The following is a 15,790-nucleotide window of genomic DNA, read 5'->3' on the forward strand; positions in this document are numbered from 1 at the left end:
CTTCCTTCAAAGTCTTCGCGCGTCGCGGGCACTTGGGGCCGCCGCCTGCGCTTGGGTTGGCGTTCGTCTACTTGAAACCGGTTGACTTGTCGATACTTGCCGGGCGGTCCGGGCCCTTACCGCCATCACGTTGAACGGCCCGGTAGGCCGTCCACAGGTCCGGACGGCGCTCCCGGGTGATCCGCTCTGCCTCGGCCCGCCGCCACTTGGCGACGCGGCCGTGATCGCCGGACAGAAGCACCTCGGGGATCGCCCGGTTTTCCCAGACCTGGGGCCGGGTGTAGTGGGGGTATTCGAGCAGGCCCTGCTCGAAGCTTTCCTCGGACGCGGAGTCCTCGGCGCCCATGACGCCGGGAAGCAGGCGCACGCAGGCGTCGATCAGGGCGAGCGCGGCGATCTCGCCGCCCGACAGCACGAAGTCGCCGAGCGAGACCTCTTCCAGCTCGCGGGCCTCGATGACGCGCTCGTCGACGCCCTCGAAGCGGCCGCAGAGCAGGATCGCGCCGGGGCCTTCGCTCAGGTCGCGCACCCGGGCCTGGGTCAGCGGCCTGCCGCGCGGCGACAACAGGATGCGCGGCCGTTTCGGCCCCGTGACGACCGCCTCGTCGAGCGCGGCGGCGACGATGTCGGCCTTCATCACCATGCCCGGGCCGCCGCCCGCCGGGGTGTCGTCGACGGTGCGGTGGCGGTCGGTGGCGAAGTCGCGGATGTCGAGAACGTCGAGCTGCCACAGGCCGGACCCGAGCGCGCGGCCCGCCAGGGCATGGCCCAGCGGTCCGGGAAACATTCCCGGATAGATGGTCAGCACGGTGGCGTGCCATCCGCTCATTGCGCGTTCCTGTCCTCGTCCTCGTCCGACGGCCCCGTTTCCTGGTCGAAAAGACCTTCGGGAGGGTCGATCGTCAAAAAGCCCGCGGCCACGTCGACGGTCGGGACGACGGCCCTGGTGAAGGGCGCGAACACCGTCCGCGGGGTTCCCTTCAGGCGGATCTCGAGAAGATCACCGCCGCCGAAATCCTGCACCGTCGTCACCGTTCCGACCGTCTCGCCGCCAAGATCGCGGACCTCGAGCCCGATCAGATCGGTGTGGTACCACTCGTCCTCTTCCGGGGCCGGCATCCGGTCCCGGTCGACATAGAGGCGCTGGTTCTTCAGCGCCTCCACCGCAGAGCGGTCGTTCACACCCTTCAGCGCGGCGATCACCATGGTCTTGGCAAGCCGCGCGCCCAGGATCTCGACCGTCCGTCCGTTCTCGGTCGTCAGCGGACCGTAGGCGGCGATATCGAGCGGCTCGGCGGTGTAGCTCTTGATCCGAACCTCGCCGCGGACGCCGTGTGGCGCGCCGACCACGCCGACGCAGACCCGTTTGCCGTCCGCTGCCACCGCCCGACGCCTCGCCTCAAAGCCCGATCGGAGCCGAACCGGCCGAAAGGCCGATCACTCGGCCTTCGCTTCTTCGGCCGGAGCCTCGGCGGCGGCTTCCTCAGCGGGAGCCTCTTCCGCGGGGGCTTCGGCAGGGGTCTCGGCAGGGGCCGCGGCGGCGGCCTTGGCCTCTTCCTCGGCCTGACGCCTCAACTCGATGCGCTCGAGCGCCTTCTGGCCCGGCTTGCCCTTGTTCGGGTTGCTGCGGGCCGGGCGCGTCATGACGCCGGCGGCATCGAGGAAGCGCAGCACGCGGTCGGTCGGCGTGGCGCCCTTGGCGAGCCAGCCCTTGGCCTTCTCGACGTCGAGGACGATGCGCTCGGCGTGGTCCTTCGGCAGCAGCGGGTTGAAGGTGCCGAGCTTCTCGATGAAGCGGCCGTCGCGCGGGCTGCGCGAATCGGCGACGACGATGCGGTAGAACGGGCGCTTCTTGGCACCGCCGCGGGCCAGTCTGATCTTCAGAGACATTTCAGGTCCTTTTCGCTTTCATTGTCCTGGTGTTGGCGGTCGGGACAGGTCCCGATCGCCGCGTTCCGGGGCGTGCCCCGGTCATTTCTTCTTGATGAAACCCTTTGGCAGGCCCGGCAGGCCGCCCGGTCCACCGAATCCCGGCGGCAGGCCACCCGCGCCAAGGCCGGGCAGACCGCCGGGCATCGGCGGCAGCTTCGGCATGCCGCCTTCCTGAATGGCGGCGAGCTCTTCCGGCGAGGGGGCCGGCATGCCGCCGCCCATTCCGAACAGCTTGGCAAGGCCGCCCTTGCCCTTGCCCATGGCCTTCATCATGTCGGCCATCTGGCGGTGCATCTTGAGCAGGCGGTTGACGTCCTCGACCCGGGTGCCGGAGCCGGCGGCGATGCGCTTCTTGCGGCTGGCCTTGAGGATGTCGGGCTTGCGCCGTTCCTGGCGCGTCATCGAGGAGATGATCGCGGCCTGGCGCTTGATCACGCGGTCGTCGAGATTGGCGCCCTCGAGCTGCTTCTTCATCTTGCCGATGCCGGGCATCATGCCGAGCACGCCCTGCATGCCGCCGATCTTCTGCATCTGCTTGAGCTGCTCGGCGAGATCGTCAAGGTCGAATGCGCCCTTGCGCATCTTGTCGGCGATCGCCTTGGCCTTTTCGGCGTCTATGGTCTCGGCCGCCTTCTCGACGAGCGAGACGATGTCGCCCATGCCGAGGATGCGGCCGGCGATGCGCTCGGGATGGAAGTCCTCGAGCGCGTCCATCTTCTCGCCGACGCCGGCGAGCTTGATCGGCTTGCCGGTGACCGCGCGCATCGACAGCGCCGCGCCGCCGCGGCCGTCGCCGTCCAGGCGCGTCAGCACGATGCCGGTCAGCGCCAGGCGCTCGTCGAAGGCGCGGGCGAGATTGACGGCGTCCTGGCCGGTCAGCGCGTCGGCGACCAGCAGCACCTCGTGCGGGCTTGCGGCCGTCTCGATCTCCGCCATCTCGACCATCAGCGCCTCGTCGACGAACTGGCGGCCGGCGGTGTCGAGCATCACCACGTCGTAGCCGCCGAGACGGGCGGCCTGCATGGCGCGCTGGGCGATCTGCACCGGGGTCTGGCCGGCGACGATGGGCAGGCTGTCGACGCCGATCTGCTCGCCGAGCACCTTGAGCTGCTCCTGGGCGGCGGGGCGGCGGGTGTCAAGCGAGGCCATCAGCACCTTGCGCTTCTGCCTCTCCGACAGGCGCCTGGCGATCTTGGCGGTGGTGGTGGTCTTACCCGAGCCCTGCAGGCCGACCATCATGATGGCGACCGGGGCCGGGGCGTTCAGGTCGATGGTCTGGGCGTTGGCGCCGAGCGTCTCGACGAGGACGTCGTGGACGATCTTGACGACCATCTGGCCGGGCGTGACCGACTTGACGACGTCGGCGCCGATGGCGCGCTCGCGCACCTTCTCGACGAAGTCGCGCACGACGTCGAGGGCGACGTCGGCCTCCAGCAGCGCCCGGCGTACCTCGCGCAGCGCCGCGGCGACATCCGCCTCGGTCAGCGCGCCGCGCCTGGTCAGCGCGTCGAGAATGCCGGAAAGCCGTTCCTGGAGAGAATCGAACATGTGAGAGACCTGCCTTATCTGTCGATCTTGCCGTCGGAGCCGATGCTTTCGTCGAACAGGGCGGTGGCCTTGGCGAACTTGTCGCGGCAGCCGGTGTTGCAGAAGCCGACGACCCTGCCCCGATAGAGGGTCAGCGAATCCGCGCTCACGGGATCGCCCGACCACGGGCAGACCTCGTTGACGCAGTCCTCGATCCTCAGTTCGTCGGCCATTGCGGCACCATGCTTCCAAACGAAACCATGTTTCCAAACGAAAACGGCACCCGCGGGCGAATCTTCGCTGGCGGGTGTCGACCCCTACGCCTCATGTGCGCAACGGCCGTGTCGATCGCAAGTCTCTTCACAAGAGATGGCGCGTGATACGCGCGAGGCACCGAAGAGTCAAGGAAAGAGGGCCGTTGGGCCCGTCTTCTCCATTTGCCGCCGTCCTGTCGGCCGACGGCGAGAGCGGGGCGGACCGCTCAGCGTCGGCGGAAATTGCCGCCGCCGCGCCGGGGCTGGCCGGGTACCGGGCCGCCGGTGCGATGCCGGAAATTGATGCGGCCGCGCTCCAGATCGTACGGGCTCATCTCGACCGTCACGCGGTCGCCGGCGATGGTGCGGATGCGATGCTTGCGCATCTTGCCGGCCGCGTAGGCCAGGATCTCGTGATCGTTGTCGAGCTTCACCCGGAAGTTACCGTCCGGAAGCACTTCCGTGACGGTCCCTTCGAATTCGAGCATTTCTTCCTTTGCCATCCAGGTCTCCTTCTCTCGAAACCGACGATCAGTGCTTGACCGTCGCGGCGGCCGAGCGCCGGTCGCCGGTCTTGCGTTTCAGGAACGACATCCCGGCCAGGTCCTGGCCGGAGCCGCTCGCGGCGTTCGCGGGCGCATGCCGGTTCGCACGGTTCGACGCCTGCGCCTCCGCCGGACGGGCACGGGAATTCTCCTGGCCCTGATCCTTCCGGGCCTGGTCCCGCTGTCCCTGACCCTGACGTTCCTGACCCTGACGTTCCTGACCCTGACGTTCCGGGCTCCGGCTACCCCTGCCCGGGCGGCGGCGCTTGCGGCCGTTGCGGTGCGGCTTATCCGCGTCAGCTTCCGTGCGGTCCGGCGTTCCCCCCGCAACCGGGGCGGAGGCTACCACCGGACGCGGCGCGGCGCCATCGACGGGAATCGACATGCGGATCAGCCGCTCGATGTCGCGCAGAAAGGGCCGTTCCTCGGCGTCGCAGAACGACACCGCGATGCCGTCGGCGCCGGCGCGCGCGGTGCGGCCGATGCGATGCACATAGGATTCCGGGATATTCGGCAGGTCGTAGTTGACCACATGGCTGACGCCGGGGATGTCGAGGCCGCGGGCGGCGATGTCGGTGGCGATCAGCGCGCGGACGTTGCCGGAGCGGAACGCGGCGAGCGTGCGCTCGCGCTGGTTCTGCGACTTGTTGCCGTGGATCGCGGCGGCCGAGATGCCGGTCTTGGCGAGATGGCGGACCACCTTGTCGGCGCCGTGCTTGGTGCGGGTGAACACGAGCGCCCGGTCGATCGCCGGATCGCTCAGCACCGAGGCGAGCCGGTTGGACTTGTCGGCGCGGTTCACGTGGATCACCGTCTGGTCGATCTTGTCGGCGGTCTTGGCGACCGGCGTTACCGACACGCGGACGGGGTCGCGCAGGAACTGGCGCGACAGATCGGCGATGGTCTGCGGCATGGTGGCGGAGAACAGCAGCGTCTGGCGCTCGGCGGGCAGAAACTTCACGGTCGCGCGGATCGCGTGGATGAAGCCCATGTCGAGCATCTGGTCGGCCTCGTCCAGCACCAGCACCTCGACCTTGTCGAGACGCAGCGCCCTCTGCTCGACCAGATCGAGCAGGCGGCCGGGGGTGGCGACGAGGACGTCGACGCCGGGCTGGAGCGCCCGGATCTGCCGGTTCATCGGCACGCCGCCGATGACGAGTTCGACCTTGAGGGGAAGATGGCGTCCGTAGCTGCGGAAGGAGTCGACGATCTGGCCGGACAGCTCCCGCGTCGGGCTCAGGATCAGCACGCGGCACGACTTGGGCGCGGGCCTTTCGCCTTTATGGGTTTGATGGCGGCGCTCGAGACGGTCGAGAATCGGCAGGGCGAAGGCGGCGGTCTTGCCGGTGCCGGTCTGGGCGATGCCGATGAGGTCGCGGCCGTTCAGGAGATGCGGGATCGCCTGGGCCTGGATGGGGGTCGGCATCTCGTGGCCGGCGTCGGAAAGGGCGCGCAGCACGGAGGCTGACAGATTCAGTTCAGAGAAGGTGTTCAAGTAGGAATGCTTTCGTGGTCGCGGATCGCGGCGCCAATGCAAAAGCGCCCGCGCTCACGCGGTTCTGGGGCGAAGACACCCCGCGCGGCCTGGGCTGTCGAATGAATAAACGAGGTCAATTCCAGCGGGCAAAATATCTTGTGCGGATATTCGAGCAACGCGGCCCGCGAGTCTCGGATCGTCGCTATATGGCCGACAATCGTCAGTTTATCAAGGTGTCACGTGGGTTTCGCGATCCGCGGGCGGTTCGCGGGCCTCGCTAACGGGGCGGTCGTCGGCGAAAACAAAGGGGCTGTCGCCGGCCCAGCGGTGCTTCGGTCCGCAGGCGGCGATGCGCTGGACGACGCGGGCGTGCCCGGCGTGAGCATCGTCGCCGGGCAGTTCGCCTTGCTCATAGGCGATGACCACGAGGCGGGGCAGCGCGACCTCCAGCAGCTCGTTGGGCTTCAGCAGGAAGTCCGGCCGCATCGGCCTGCCCTCGCGGTGGTGGCCGAGGGCGAAGGTTTCGTAGATGAAGACGCCGTCTTCGGCGACGCAGCCGACGATGTCGGGCAGGATCGGCCGCCACAGGTAGTGGGTGACGACCACGGCGTCGAACCGCAGGTCCCTCAGCGGAAACGGACGGCCGGTCTCCAGGTCGGCCTCGATCAGGGCGACGTCGCCGCGCTCGCCCAGATCCTCGGCGTCGGACAGATCGCGGTCGATGCCGGTGACGACAAGGCCCTGGTCGAGCCCATGGCGCAGGTGCCGGCCCGATCCGCAGGCGACATCGAGCATCGTGCCGCCGGCCCTGGTGCCCGACAGAAAGCGGGTCACCCAGGGTGACGGTAACTTGGGGCCGGGATGCATACCGGTCTCCTTAGCGTGTGTCCTTAAGGTCCGGGGCGACGCTACGGATCCGCCTGCCGTCCGGCAAGGTGTCGATCGCGTTGCCGGTTGCGGTAAAGTGGCGCGCGGGGAGGCGCGTCCTGGTGAAACCGGTAAAGACGAAACGCGTCCGGGCCCTGCTCGATATCTACGGGCGTACCTACTGCGACGAGCTCGGGATCGATATCGCGGCGGACACGCCGTCGGCGTTGTTCTGCTGGCTGGTCGCCGCGCTGCTGTTCAGCGCGCGCATCCGGGCGGACGCGGCGCTGTCGGCGGCCGGGGCGTTGTTCGCGGCCGGCTGGACGACGCCGGAGGCGATGCTGGCCGCCGGCTGGGAGGCCAGGGTGCGGGTGCTGAACCGCTCAGGCTATGCGCGTTATGACGAGAGCACGTCACGCATGCTCGGCGAGACCTGCGCGCTGCTGATCGAGCGCTACGGCGGGGATCTCGGCAACCTGCGCGCGGCGGCAAACCGCGATCCCGCCGCGGAGCGCGACTTGCTGAAGGCGTTCAAGGGGATCGGCGAGGTCGGCGTCGACCTGTTCTTCCGCGAGGTCCAGCCGGTCTGGCCCGAACTGTATCCCTTCGCCGACAGGCGCGCCCTGAAGGCGGCGGCCAGGCTCGGGCTCGCCGACGATCCCGCCGGCCTGGCGAACCTGGTCGATCGCGCCGACTTCGCGCGGCTGGTCGCGGCGCTGGTGCGGGTCGACCTGGACAAGGGCTATGAAACCATCGAGGCGGCCGCCATCTGATCGCATCCGACACCTGCGCGACATCGGATCGGCGGCGAGGGTGGCGCGACGGGCGAAAAAACGCCATATAACGGGCCAGCCGGCCCGTGGTCGCCGGCACGGAGTTTCCCGATGAGTGCGCCTACGATCCGCTACAAGAAGATGAACGGGCTCGGCAACGAGATCCTGGTCGTCGATCTGCGCGCGGATCGCCTCGCGCTGACGCCCGAGATGGTGCGTGCCGTCGCCGCCGCGCCGCGCAGCGGCTTCGACCAGATGATGGTGCTGCTGCCGCCGCGCGCGCAGGGGATCGACGCGACCGTGCGCATCTATAACAACGACGGTTCGCTGTCGGGTGCCTGCGGCAACGGCGCGCGCTGCATCGCCGCGCTCGTCATGCAGGAGACCGGCCGGTCCGCCGCGACCTTCGAGACGGCGGCGGGGCTGCTGAACGCCTGGGACGCCGGCGACGGCCTGATCACCGTCGACATGGGGCCGCCGGACTTCAACTGGGAGACCATCCCGCTCGCCGAGGAGTTCCGCGACACCCGCGCGATCGAACTGCAGATCGGCCCGATCGACGATCCGATCCTGCATTCACCCAGCGCGCTGTCGATGGGCAACCCGCACGCGATCTTCTGGGTCGACGACATCGAGGCCTACGATCTGTCGAAGATCGGGCCGCTTCTGGAGAACCATCCGGTCTTTCCCGAGCGCGCCAATATCAGCCTCGCCCAGGTGGCGAGCCGCGAGGCGATCACGCTGAAGGTCTGGGAGCGCGGCGCCGGGCTTACGCGGGCCTGCGGCTCGGCGGCCTGCGCCGCCGCGGTGGCGGCCGCGCGCAAGAAGCTGACGGAGCGCGCCGTCACGGTGACGCTGCCGGGCGGGCCGCTGCGTATCGACTGGCGCGAGTCCGACGATCACGTGCTGATGACCGGGCCGTGGGAACTCGAATACGAGGGCGCGGTCTCCGTCGAGACCGCCGCTCCGGCGGCCTGACCGGGAGAAACGCAATGTCCCGGCCCGATATCCTGACCTTCGGCTGCCGCCTCAACGCGGCGGAATCCGAGGCGATCCGCGAGCTGGCCGACGAGGCCGACCTCGCCGACACCATCGTCGTCAACACCTGCGCCGTGACCGGCGAGGCCGTGCGCCAGGCGCGCCAGGCGATCCGTAAGGCGCGGCGCGAGAATCCGGCCGCCCGCATCGTCGTCACCGGCTGCGCGGCGCAGACCGAGCCGCGGACCTTCGCCGACATGGCGGAGGTCGACCTGGTGCTCGGCAATGCCGAGAAGCTGAAGCCGGAAAGCTATCGCGCGCTGCCGTTCGGGGCCGACCAGGCCGAAAAGGTGCGCGTCAACGACATTATGGAGCTGACCGAGACCGGCGCCCACCTGATCGAAGGGTTCGAGGGCCGGGCGCGCGCCTTCGTGCAGGTGCAGAACGGCTGCGACCATCGCTGCACCTTCTGCATCATCCCCTATGGTCGCGGTCCGTCGCGCTCGGTGCCGATGGGCGCCGTCGTCGATCAGGTGCGCCGTCTGGTCGAGGCGGGCTACGCCGAGGTGGTGCTGACCGGCGTCGACCTCACCTCCTATGGCGGCGACTTGCCGGGCCACCCCCGCTTCGGCACGCTGGTCCGCGCCATCCTGCGCCATGTCCCCGAGCTGGGGCGGCTGCGTATTTCCTCGATCGATTCGGTGGAGGCCGACGACGACCTGCTGCGGGCGATCGCCGAGGAGGAGCGGCTGATGCCGCATCTGCATCTGTCGCTGCAGGCCGGCGACGACATGATCCTGAAGCGGATGAAGCGGCGGCATTCGCGCGCCCAGTCGGTGGCGTTCTGCGACGCGGTGCGCCGGCTCAGGCCGGACATGGTGTTCGGCGCCGACCTGATCGCCGGCTTCCCGACCGAGACCGACGCGATGTTCGAGAACACGCTGAGGATCGTCGCCGATTGCGGCCTGACGCATCTGCACGTCTTCCCGTTCTCGCCACGCACCGGCACCCCGGCGGCGCGCATGCCGCAGGTCGACCGGCGGCTCGTCAAGGAGCGCGCGGCGCGGCTCAGGGCGGAAGGCGAAGTCGCATTGATGCGCCATCTCGACGCCGAGATCGGCCGCGACCGGCTGGTGCTGGTGGAGACCGAGACGAGCGGGCGCACCGAGCAGTTCACCGTCGCCCGGCTCGACCGGGCGTTGCCGTCCGGTTCGGTCGTCAGGGCGCGCGTCACCGGCCATGACGGTCGCCGTCTCGAGACCCGCGTAGACCCCCCGATCGGAATGGCGGCAGCATGAGCGAAGAGAAGTCCGGCCCGAGCCTGATGGACCGGCTGCTCGGCCGCAAGGCTCCGGAAGACCAGGCCGTCGCCACCGGGACGGACAAGCCCGGGACGGACAAGCCCGGGACGGAAGAGCCCGCAACGGACGCCTCCGTCGCGGAGGCATCCGGGGCGGACGCGTCCGGAGCTGAGAAGCCCGGGCCCGAGAAGCCGCGATCGTGGCTGCAACGGCTGCGCGCCGGGTTGTCGCGCTCGTCCTCGGCGTTGGGGCAGAACCTCACCGCGCTGATCCGCAAGCGCAAGCTCGACGACGAGACGCTGCAGGATCTGGAAGACATCCTGATCCAGGCCGATCTCGGCGTGGAAACGGCGGTGCGCATCACCGAGCGGCTGGCCAAGGAACGCTACGACAAGGAAATCGACGACGTCGAGCTGCGCACCGTGCTCGCCCAGGAGATCGAGGCGGTGCTGGAGCCGGTGGCCGAGCCGCTGGCGATCGATCCGGATAAGAAACCGCACGTGATCCTCGTCGTCGGCGTCAACGGCGCCGGCAAGACCACGACCATCGGCAAGCTCGCCGCGCAGTTCCGCCGCGAGGGCAAGTCGGTGGTGCTCGGCGCCGGCGACACGTTCCGCGCCGCGGCGATCGAGCAGCTCAAGATCTGGGGCGAGCGCACCGGCGCGACCGTGGTCGCCCGCGAGCAGGGCTCGGACGCCTCCGCGCTCGCCTTCGAGGCGTTGCAGCAGGCGCGCGCGGCGCAGGCCGACGTGGTGATGATCGACACCGCCGGGCGGCTTCAGAACCGCACCGAGCTGATGGCGGAGCTGGAAAAGATCGTCCGTGTCATCAGGAAGCAGGACGAGACCGCGCCGCACGACGTCCTGCTGGTGCTCGACGCGACGACGGGCCAGAACGCCATGAACCAGACGGAGATCTTCCGCCAGGTCTGCGGCGTCACCGGGCTGGCGATGACCAAGCTCGACGGCACCGCGCGCGGCGGCATCCTGGTCGCCATCGCCGCCAAGCACGGCCTGCCGGTCCACGTCATCGGCGTCGGCGAGGGTGTCGACGACCTGCACCCGTTCACGGCGAGCGAGTTCGCCCGCGCGATCGTCGGAGAGGCGATCGACGGCGACACCGGTAACGGCGACGCGACGGAGGGCGGCGATGCCGGCCGGGAACCGTGACGTGACGCCGCGCCGGCGCCTGCCCTTGTTGGCAGAGCGCGCCGCCGCTCTGCCTGTTTCCTCCAAAGGACGCATCGGGAGTTTCCTGCCATGACCCGTCCCGAAACCGTCGAACGCCATCCCGGCCCGCCGGAATGGGTGCGCCCGGCGCTGGAGCTCGGCCCGCTCGTCATCTTCTTCATCGGCAACTGGAAGCTCGGCATCTTCTGGGCGACCGGCCTGTTCATCCCGGCGACGCTGATCTCGGTCGCGATCTCGTGGATCATCCTGCGCAACGTGCCGGTGATGCCGCTGGTCACCGCGGTCTTCGTCACCGTTTTCGGCGGGCTGACGCTGTGGCTGCAGGACGACGTCTTCATCAAGATGAAGCCGACCATCGTGAACCTCGCCTTCGCGGGAATCCTGGTCGCCGGGCTCTATTTCCGCCGCACGCTGCTCAAATACGCCTTCGGCACCGTGTTCCAGCTCAGCGAGGAGGGCTGGCGCGTCATCACCTGGCGCTGGGCGGTCTTCTTCGTCTTCCTGGCGGTGCTGAACGAGGTCGTCTGGCGCAACTTCTCCACCGACTTCTGGGTCAGCTTCAAGGTGTTCGGTATCATGCCGATCACCATGCTGTTCGCCGTGGCGCAGCTGCCGCTGCTGAAGAAGTACGCGCCGGATGAGGAAACCGGCGAGGCGGCCTGAGCCGCCTACCGGGTCAGCGGCTTGCCGCCGGGGAACAGGTCGCCGGTCTGGCCTTGCGGGTTGACGAAGGGCGGGGCGGCCTCGCCGAGTTCGCTCGCCCGGTCGTGGCCGAGCGCCCAGTGCACCGACGGGAAGGCGAGCTCGTCCCAGGGGATGTCGGCCCAGTCGAACAGCTTTACCTCCAGGCTTTCCTCGCCCGGCGAGAAACCGCCGGCGAGCGTCGCCTGGAAGATCACCTGCACCTGCGACAGCCGCGGCACCGAATAGACGGCGAGGATGCCGGAAATGGCGATCTCGGCGTTGGCTTCCTCGAAGGCCTCGCGGCGGGCGCCGGCATCGGGGGCCTCGTTCAGTTCCAGATAGCCGGCGGGAATCGTCCAGAAGCCGCGGCGGGGGAAGATCGCGCGGCGGCAGAGCAGGATCCCGCCCCGCGACCGGACGACCGAGCCGACGACGACCTTGGGATTGTCGTAGTGGACGAAGCCGCAGCGCGTGCACACGCGCCGCTCCAGCGTGTCGCCGGGCGGGACGGTGTGGTGGAAGTCGGGCTCGAGATCGCTCATGACGCGAAATGGTGCCGTCAAGCGCGCGGCAAAATCAATCCGTCCGGCGCCGCGTCAGGACGAGTGCTTCTTTACGATGATGGCTTCGGCGGCAGCACCTTCTCGATTTCGGGCATCAGTCGCTCGGCCAGCGAGCGCGCGTTGAGCGGGCCGACATGCTTGAAGACGATGCGGCCGTCATTGTCGACGACGAAGGTCTCGGGCACGCCGTAGACGCCCCAGTCGATGCCGACGCGGCCATTCTCGTCGGCGCCGACGGCATCGAACGGATTGCCGTAGCGGCCGAGGAAGCGGCGGGCATTGTCGGCGCCGTCCTTGTAGTTGAGGCCGAAGACGCGAAAGCGGTCGTCCTTGCCCAGGGCCTCGATGAAGGGATGCTCCTCGCGGCAGGGCACGCACCACGACGCCCAGACATTGACCACGGTCACGCCCTTTCCCTTGAGATCGTCGGTCGAGAAGCCCGGCACGGGCGCGCCGTTCTCCACCAGGCCGTCGAGGGCGGGGAGACTGAACTGCGGCACCTCGCGGCCAATCAGGGCGGAGGGCACGACGCTCGGGTCGCCGGCATAGAGGCGGAACAGGAACAGCCCGGCGAGGCCCGCGAACACCACCAGCGGCGTGGCGACGACGATACGGCCGAGCAGCGAGCGCTTCGGTCTGGCCGATTTCCCGGGGGCCGATTTCCCGGGCGCGGTGTCCTCGGCGGTCATCGGCCGCCACCCGCGCGGCGCACGCCGCGTCTGTCGAGTTCGGCCAGCGCCGCCTTCTGGGCGCGGCCGTCGGCGACCACCCAGACGACGAGGCCGAGCAGCACGGTGGCGGTCAGGGCATAGGCGGCGACGATGAATCCGAGATGGTCGACCATTGGATCAGCTCCTCAGTCCGGTCATTCCGCGGGCGCCAGCGCACCGGCCGCCCTGACGCGCAGCGCCCGGACCCGGCGGCGCATCACCTCGTTGCGCATCGCGGCGGTATGTAGGGCGAAGAACAGAAACGTGTAGCCGACGCCCATGGTCAAAAGCGGATACAGCATCGACGAATCGATCGTCGGCCCGTCGAGGCGGAAGACGCTGGCGGGCTGGTGCAGGGTGTTCCACCAGTCGACCGAGAACTTGATGATCGGGATGTTGACGAAGCCGACCAGCGCCAGGATCGCAACGGGCCGCGCGGCCCGGGCGGGATCGTCGAAGGCGCGCCACAGCGCGATCAGGCCGAGATACATCAGGAACAGGATCAGCACCGAGGTCAGGCGCGCGTCCCACACCCACCAGGTGCCCCACATCGGCTTGCCCCACAGCGAACCGGTGACCAGCGCCAGGAAGGTGAAGGCGGCGCCGATCGGGGCTGCGGCCTTGGCCGAGACGTCGGCGAGCGGATGGCGCCAGACCAGCGTGCCCAGCGCGGACACGGCGACGATCGAATAGCACATCATCGCCAGCCAGGCGGCCGGCACGTGGATGTACATGATCAGCACCGTCTCGCCCTGCTGGTAGTCGGCCGGCGCCCGGAAGGCCAGGACCAGGCCAAGCGCGCAGACAAGCGCGGCCGCGGCCCACAGCCAGGGCAGCAGGCGCTCGGAGACCGCCATGAAACGGGTCGGGTTGGCGAGTTCGATCATCACGGAACGGTCCTCAGCGTTCCTCCTTGGGTGTCTGCTTCATAGCATCGTCCAGAAGACGCCCAAGGTAGGGGGCTAGGGTGCGGACATAAGTCGCAGTCAGGTGACTCGCGTCCCGCCAGGCAATGATATTTCCGACAACAGCCCGACATGTCGAAGAATCGCAAATACCGTCCGTGACATCGATGACGGGTAGGCCGAGACGCTTTGCCGCGACGACGACCTCTTCCTTGCTGGCTGGATGAGTAACCTTGTTTCTGTCGCGATCACAGTCATCGCGCCCCTGAGCGATGCATTCAGGAGCGGAATGACCGAATGTAGGCGTATCGCGAATTGGAATAACCCCTATTCCTTGCTGTCTAAGAATTTCCCACCGCGATGCGAGCGCCGAGACCCTCCTTTCAAAATTTCCCTCTTTCCCGGATGCGAGGGGATATTTCCAGGATTGTATAGGCACCACGAGATCAGGTTGCAGATCAAGGATCAGGCCGAGCGCTTGTTCGTTCCAGCGATCGCACTCAACGAAAGGTTGCCGCTTACGCGGATGTATTATTGTTTCGCCGATGAACGGGCACTGAGCCTTTGACATGTGCGTATAACGCCATCCGCGTTGTCTCGCCAGCATCTCGAACGCGTCGCTGAACTGAGCGGCATGAGAATCGCCGACAACCACAATGTGGAACGGGCCGTCCAGGCGGCCGTAGTCACAGGATCGCAATTCTGAATCGAACACCTGGCAGCCATCGCGGTTGGCGATCGGCATGTCCCTCATGGCGAATTCCGGACTCGGTCTCGGCGGCGGCGCCGGGTACGGAACTGTGGCCCCGTCGGTCAGGGCGAGTGCTCCGGGATAATTGCTGTTGGACTGGGACCCGGTGGTCGTCTCGGCGGTCGTAGCGTTTCTGTCAGCGAGCAACAGGCCAAGCGGTACAATTGCCGTTCCGATCGTAAAGAACGTGATCCCGGCTCCGGCAATGGCGCTCTGCGCTTTGGCGGAGAGGTTCCACGGTCGTCTGAACGGGTCCTCAACCAGCACTTTCGAAGCGGCGGCCAGCGCCACGGAGAGCAAGATTATCGCGACCTTGGCGGTCAGGCCGAACGTGGTGGGCGAGGCGGACTGCCAGAAAACGATCAGAGGCCAGTGCCAGAGGTAAACCGAATAGGAAATATCGCCGATGTAGGTGACAGGGCGAAACGTCAATACAGGCGCGAGCGATGGAGCGGATCCCGTCGCGATCAGGAGCGCTGCCGCCAGGCACGGGATCAGGGCAACCCATCCGGGGAACGGGACATCTCGGGTGAGCAACATGACCGTTGCCGCGATTGCCAGAAGAGAACCCCAGGCGAGGATCGACGCCAACAGGTGTGGCAGTTTGTTTCGAAGGTGGGCGGCGGCAACGACCCCGCCGACAACAAACTCCCAAAATCTGACGTGCGTGGCGAAGTACGCCGCAGGCGGATCTCGATAGCTGAGCCAAACTGACAGCGCAAAACCGACGACGAGCAGGACAAGGAGGATCCGCGTCAGAACCTTCCGGCTCGTCGATATGTAGGTCGCGGCCATAAGGACGAGCGGCCAGATCACATAGAACTGCCCTTCGACTCCCAACGACCAGTAATGCTGGAGTACGCCGGCCGCCTGGTCGCTCGCCGAATAATCCACCGCCCGACTCAGCAGGAGCCAGTTCTCGACAAACAAGGCGCTGGCTACGATTTCCTGCGCCGTCAGCGACAGCTTTGTGCTCGGCAACAGCGGGCTGGCCAGTGCGACGACGACTATGACGGCTGCCGCCGCCGGTACGAGCCGCCGAATGCGGCGAATGAAAAAATCGAACAGGTTTATCCGCCCGAACGCCTCCACTTCCTTAAGCAAAAGGGAGGTCATCAGGAAGCCGGATATCACGAAGAATATGTCTACACCGACATATCCGCCGGGAAAAACCGATGGCCACAAGTGAAACAATACGACAGAAATGACGGCAATTGCCCGAAGGCCTTGCAGGTCATCCAGGCGGTGTTTCGTCGGGTGAATTACGCGAGCATTCATGCGGTCAATTACTTGAGGTCATATTGGATTAAAAGTCGGTTCGGTGTTCTGGCCG

18 protein-coding genes are annotated in these 15,790 nt (G+C 67.6%); 5 read left to right on the forward strand and 13 right to left on the reverse strand.

Annotated elements, in window-relative coordinates; all coding sequences use genetic code 11:
* Positions 1 to 67: 67 nt before the first annotated feature.
* The 8 genes from trmD to ACSF9G_RS19485 form a co-directional block, all read right to left on the reverse strand.
* Complete coding sequence (gene trmD, locus ACSF9G_RS19450) at positions 68 to 829, reverse strand: tRNA (guanosine(37)-N1)-methyltransferase TrmD (protein ID WP_436643782.1); 762 nt, start codon at positions 827 to 829, stop codon at positions 68 to 70.
* Complete coding sequence (rimM, locus tag ACSF9G_RS19455; RefSeq protein ID WP_436643783.1) at positions 826 to 1,383, reverse strand: ribosome maturation factor RimM; 558 nt, start codon at positions 1,381 to 1,383, stop codon at positions 826 to 828. Before rimM ends, trmD begins: the two co-directional genes overlap by 4 nt.
* Positions 1,384 to 1,437: 54 nt before the next feature.
* Positions 1,438 to 1,890 (reverse strand): 30S ribosomal protein S16, encoded by a 453-nt coding sequence (rpsP, locus tag ACSF9G_RS19460; protein WP_436643784.1) that lies wholly within the window; start codon positions 1,888 to 1,890, stop codon positions 1,438 to 1,440.
* Between the two features lie 81 nt (positions 1,891 to 1,971).
* Complete coding sequence (gene ffh, locus ACSF9G_RS19465) at positions 1,972 to 3,480, reverse strand: signal recognition particle protein (RefSeq protein WP_436643785.1); 1,509 nt, start codon at positions 3,478 to 3,480, stop codon at positions 1,972 to 1,974.
* 14 nt (positions 3,481 to 3,494) lie between these two features.
* Complete coding sequence (locus tag ACSF9G_RS19470) at positions 3,495 to 3,692, reverse strand: glutathione S-transferase (protein WP_436643786.1); 198 nt, start codon at positions 3,690 to 3,692, stop codon at positions 3,495 to 3,497.
* A gap of 248 nt (positions 3,693 to 3,940) precedes the next feature.
* Positions 3,941 to 4,216 (reverse strand): translation initiation factor IF-1, encoded by a 276-nt coding sequence (gene infA / locus ACSF9G_RS19475; protein ID WP_261615847.1) that lies wholly within the window; start codon positions 4,214 to 4,216, stop codon positions 3,941 to 3,943.
* 28 nt (positions 4,217 to 4,244) lie between these two features.
* The gene (locus ACSF9G_RS19480; RefSeq protein ID WP_436643787.1) at positions 4,245 to 5,753 is read right to left on the reverse strand and encodes a DEAD/DEAH box helicase; all 1,509 of its coding nucleotides are present in this window, start codon (positions 5,751 to 5,753) and stop codon (positions 4,245 to 4,247) included.
* 210 nt (positions 5,754 to 5,963) lie between these two features.
* Complete coding sequence (locus ACSF9G_RS19485; protein WP_436643788.1) at positions 5,964 to 6,602, reverse strand: class I SAM-dependent methyltransferase; 639 nt, start codon at positions 6,600 to 6,602, stop codon at positions 5,964 to 5,966.
* Positions 6,603 to 6,724: 122 nt separating this feature from the next.
* Here ACSF9G_RS19485 and ACSF9G_RS19490 point away from each other — a divergent pair, with 122 nt between their 5' ends.
* The 5 genes from ACSF9G_RS19490 to ACSF9G_RS19510 all read left to right on the forward strand — a co-directional run bounded on the left by ACSF9G_RS19490 (position 6,725) and on the right by ACSF9G_RS19510 (position 11,507).
* On the forward strand, positions 6,725 to 7,375 hold the full coding sequence (locus tag ACSF9G_RS19490; protein WP_436643789.1) for a hypothetical protein: 651 nt from the start codon (positions 6,725 to 6,727) through the stop codon (positions 7,373 to 7,375).
* Positions 7,376 to 7,486: 111 nt separating this feature from the next.
* Positions 7,487 to 8,353, forward strand: a complete 867-nt coding sequence (gene dapF, locus ACSF9G_RS19495; RefSeq protein ID WP_436643790.1) for a diaminopimelate epimerase — start codon at positions 7,487 to 7,489, stop codon at positions 8,351 to 8,353.
* A 14-nt stretch (positions 8,354 to 8,367) separates the two neighbouring features.
* On the forward strand, positions 8,368 to 9,651 hold the full coding sequence (mtaB, locus tag ACSF9G_RS19500) for a tRNA (N(6)-L-threonylcarbamoyladenosine(37)-C(2))-methylthiotransferase MtaB (protein WP_436643791.1): 1,284 nt from the start codon (positions 8,368 to 8,370) through the stop codon (positions 9,649 to 9,651).
* On the forward strand, positions 9,648 to 10,823 hold the full coding sequence (gene ftsY / locus ACSF9G_RS19505; protein ID WP_436643792.1) for a signal recognition particle-docking protein FtsY: 1,176 nt from the start codon (positions 9,648 to 9,650) through the stop codon (positions 10,821 to 10,823). Before mtaB ends, ftsY begins: the two co-directional genes overlap by 4 nt.
* Positions 10,824 to 10,913: 90 nt before the next feature.
* Positions 10,914 to 11,507, forward strand: coding sequence for a septation protein A (locus ACSF9G_RS19510; protein ID WP_436643793.1), 594 nt, complete (start codon positions 10,914 to 10,916; stop codon positions 11,505 to 11,507).
* Positions 11,508 to 11,512: 5 nt separating this feature from the next.
* Here the strand turns inward: ACSF9G_RS19510 and ACSF9G_RS19515 are convergent, their stop codons facing one another.
* The 5 genes from ACSF9G_RS19515 to ACSF9G_RS19535 form a co-directional block, all read right to left on the reverse strand.
* Entirely contained in the window at positions 11,513 to 12,070 is a 558-nt protein-coding gene (locus tag ACSF9G_RS19515) for an NUDIX domain-containing protein (protein ID WP_436643794.1), read from the reverse strand.
* A 71-nt stretch (positions 12,071 to 12,141) separates the two neighbouring features.
* Positions 12,142 to 12,780: a DsbE family thiol:disulfide interchange protein gene (locus ACSF9G_RS19520; protein ID WP_436643795.1), complete on the reverse strand. Its 639-nt coding sequence runs from the start codon at positions 12,778 to 12,780 to the stop codon at positions 12,142 to 12,144.
* Positions 12,777 to 12,935, reverse strand: coding sequence for a heme exporter protein CcmD (gene ccmD, locus ACSF9G_RS19525; RefSeq protein WP_436643796.1), 159 nt, complete (start codon positions 12,933 to 12,935; stop codon positions 12,777 to 12,779). Before ccmD ends, ACSF9G_RS19520 begins: the two co-directional genes overlap by 4 nt.
* Positions 12,936 to 12,956: 21 nt before the next feature.
* Positions 12,957 to 13,688 carry a heme ABC transporter permease gene (locus ACSF9G_RS19530; RefSeq protein ID WP_436643797.1) on the reverse strand — a complete coding sequence of 244 codons (732 nt, stop codon included), beginning with the start codon at positions 13,686 to 13,688 and terminating at the stop codon, positions 12,957 to 12,959.
* A gap of 13 nt (positions 13,689 to 13,701) precedes the next feature.
* Positions 13,702 to 15,735: an acyltransferase family protein gene (locus ACSF9G_RS19535; protein ID WP_436643798.1), complete on the reverse strand. Its 2,034-nt coding sequence runs from the start codon at positions 15,733 to 15,735 to the stop codon at positions 13,702 to 13,704.
* Between the last annotated feature and the right edge of the window lie 55 nt (positions 15,736 to 15,790).

The organism is Microbaculum mangrovi, from assembly GCF_051390635.1.
Classification (GTDB): Bacteria; Pseudomonadota; Alphaproteobacteria; order Rhizobiales; family Tepidamorphaceae; genus Microbaculum.

Excerpts from the sequence above, each read along its gene's own strand:
- ffh (WP_436643785.1), bottom strand. The coding sequence starts at position 3,480 with ATGTTCGATTCTCTCCAGGAACGGCTTTCCGGCATTCTCGACGCGCTG.
- infA (WP_261615847.1), bottom strand. The coding sequence starts at position 4,216 with ATGGCAAAGGAAGAAATGCTCGAATTCGAAGGGACCGTCACGGAAGTG.
- ACSF9G_RS19535 (WP_436643798.1), bottom strand. The coding sequence starts at position 15,735 with ATGAATGCTCGCGTAATTCACCCGACGAAACACCGCCTGGATGACCTG.
- mtaB (WP_436643791.1), top strand. The coding sequence starts at position 8,368 with ATGTCCCGGCCCGATATCCTGACCTTCGGCTGCCGCCTCAACGCGGCG.
- ACSF9G_RS19530 (WP_436643797.1), bottom strand. The coding sequence starts at position 13,688 with ATGATCGAACTCGCCAACCCGACCCGTTTCATGGCGGTCTCCGAGCGC.
- ACSF9G_RS19520 (WP_436643795.1), bottom strand. The coding sequence starts at position 12,780 with ATGACCGCCGAGGACACCGCGCCCGGGAAATCGGCCCCCGGGAAATCG.
- ACSF9G_RS19510 (WP_436643793.1), top strand. The coding sequence starts at position 10,914 with ATGACCCGTCCCGAAACCGTCGAACGCCATCCCGGCCCGCCGGAATGG.
- ACSF9G_RS19515 (WP_436643794.1), bottom strand. The coding sequence starts at position 12,070 with ATGAGCGATCTCGAGCCCGACTTCCACCACACCGTCCCGCCCGGCGAC.
- ACSF9G_RS19470 (WP_436643786.1), bottom strand. The coding sequence starts at position 3,692 with ATGGCCGACGAACTGAGGATCGAGGACTGCGTCAACGAGGTCTGCCCG.
- ccmD (WP_436643796.1), bottom strand. The coding sequence starts at position 12,935 with ATGGTCGACCATCTCGGATTCATCGTCGCCGCCTATGCCCTGACCGCC.
- dapF (WP_436643790.1), top strand. The coding sequence starts at position 7,487 with ATGAGTGCGCCTACGATCCGCTACAAGAAGATGAACGGGCTCGGCAAC.
- rpsP (WP_436643784.1), bottom strand. The coding sequence starts at position 1,890 with ATGTCTCTGAAGATCAGACTGGCCCGCGGCGGTGCCAAGAAGCGCCCG.
- ACSF9G_RS19485 (WP_436643788.1), bottom strand. The coding sequence starts at position 6,602 with ATGCATCCCGGCCCCAAGTTACCGTCACCCTGGGTGACCCGCTTTCTG.
- ftsY (WP_436643792.1), top strand. The coding sequence starts at position 9,648 with ATGAGCGAAGAGAAGTCCGGCCCGAGCCTGATGGACCGGCTGCTCGGC.
- trmD (WP_436643782.1), bottom strand. The coding sequence starts at position 829 with ATGAGCGGATGGCACGCCACCGTGCTGACCATCTATCCGGGAATGTTT.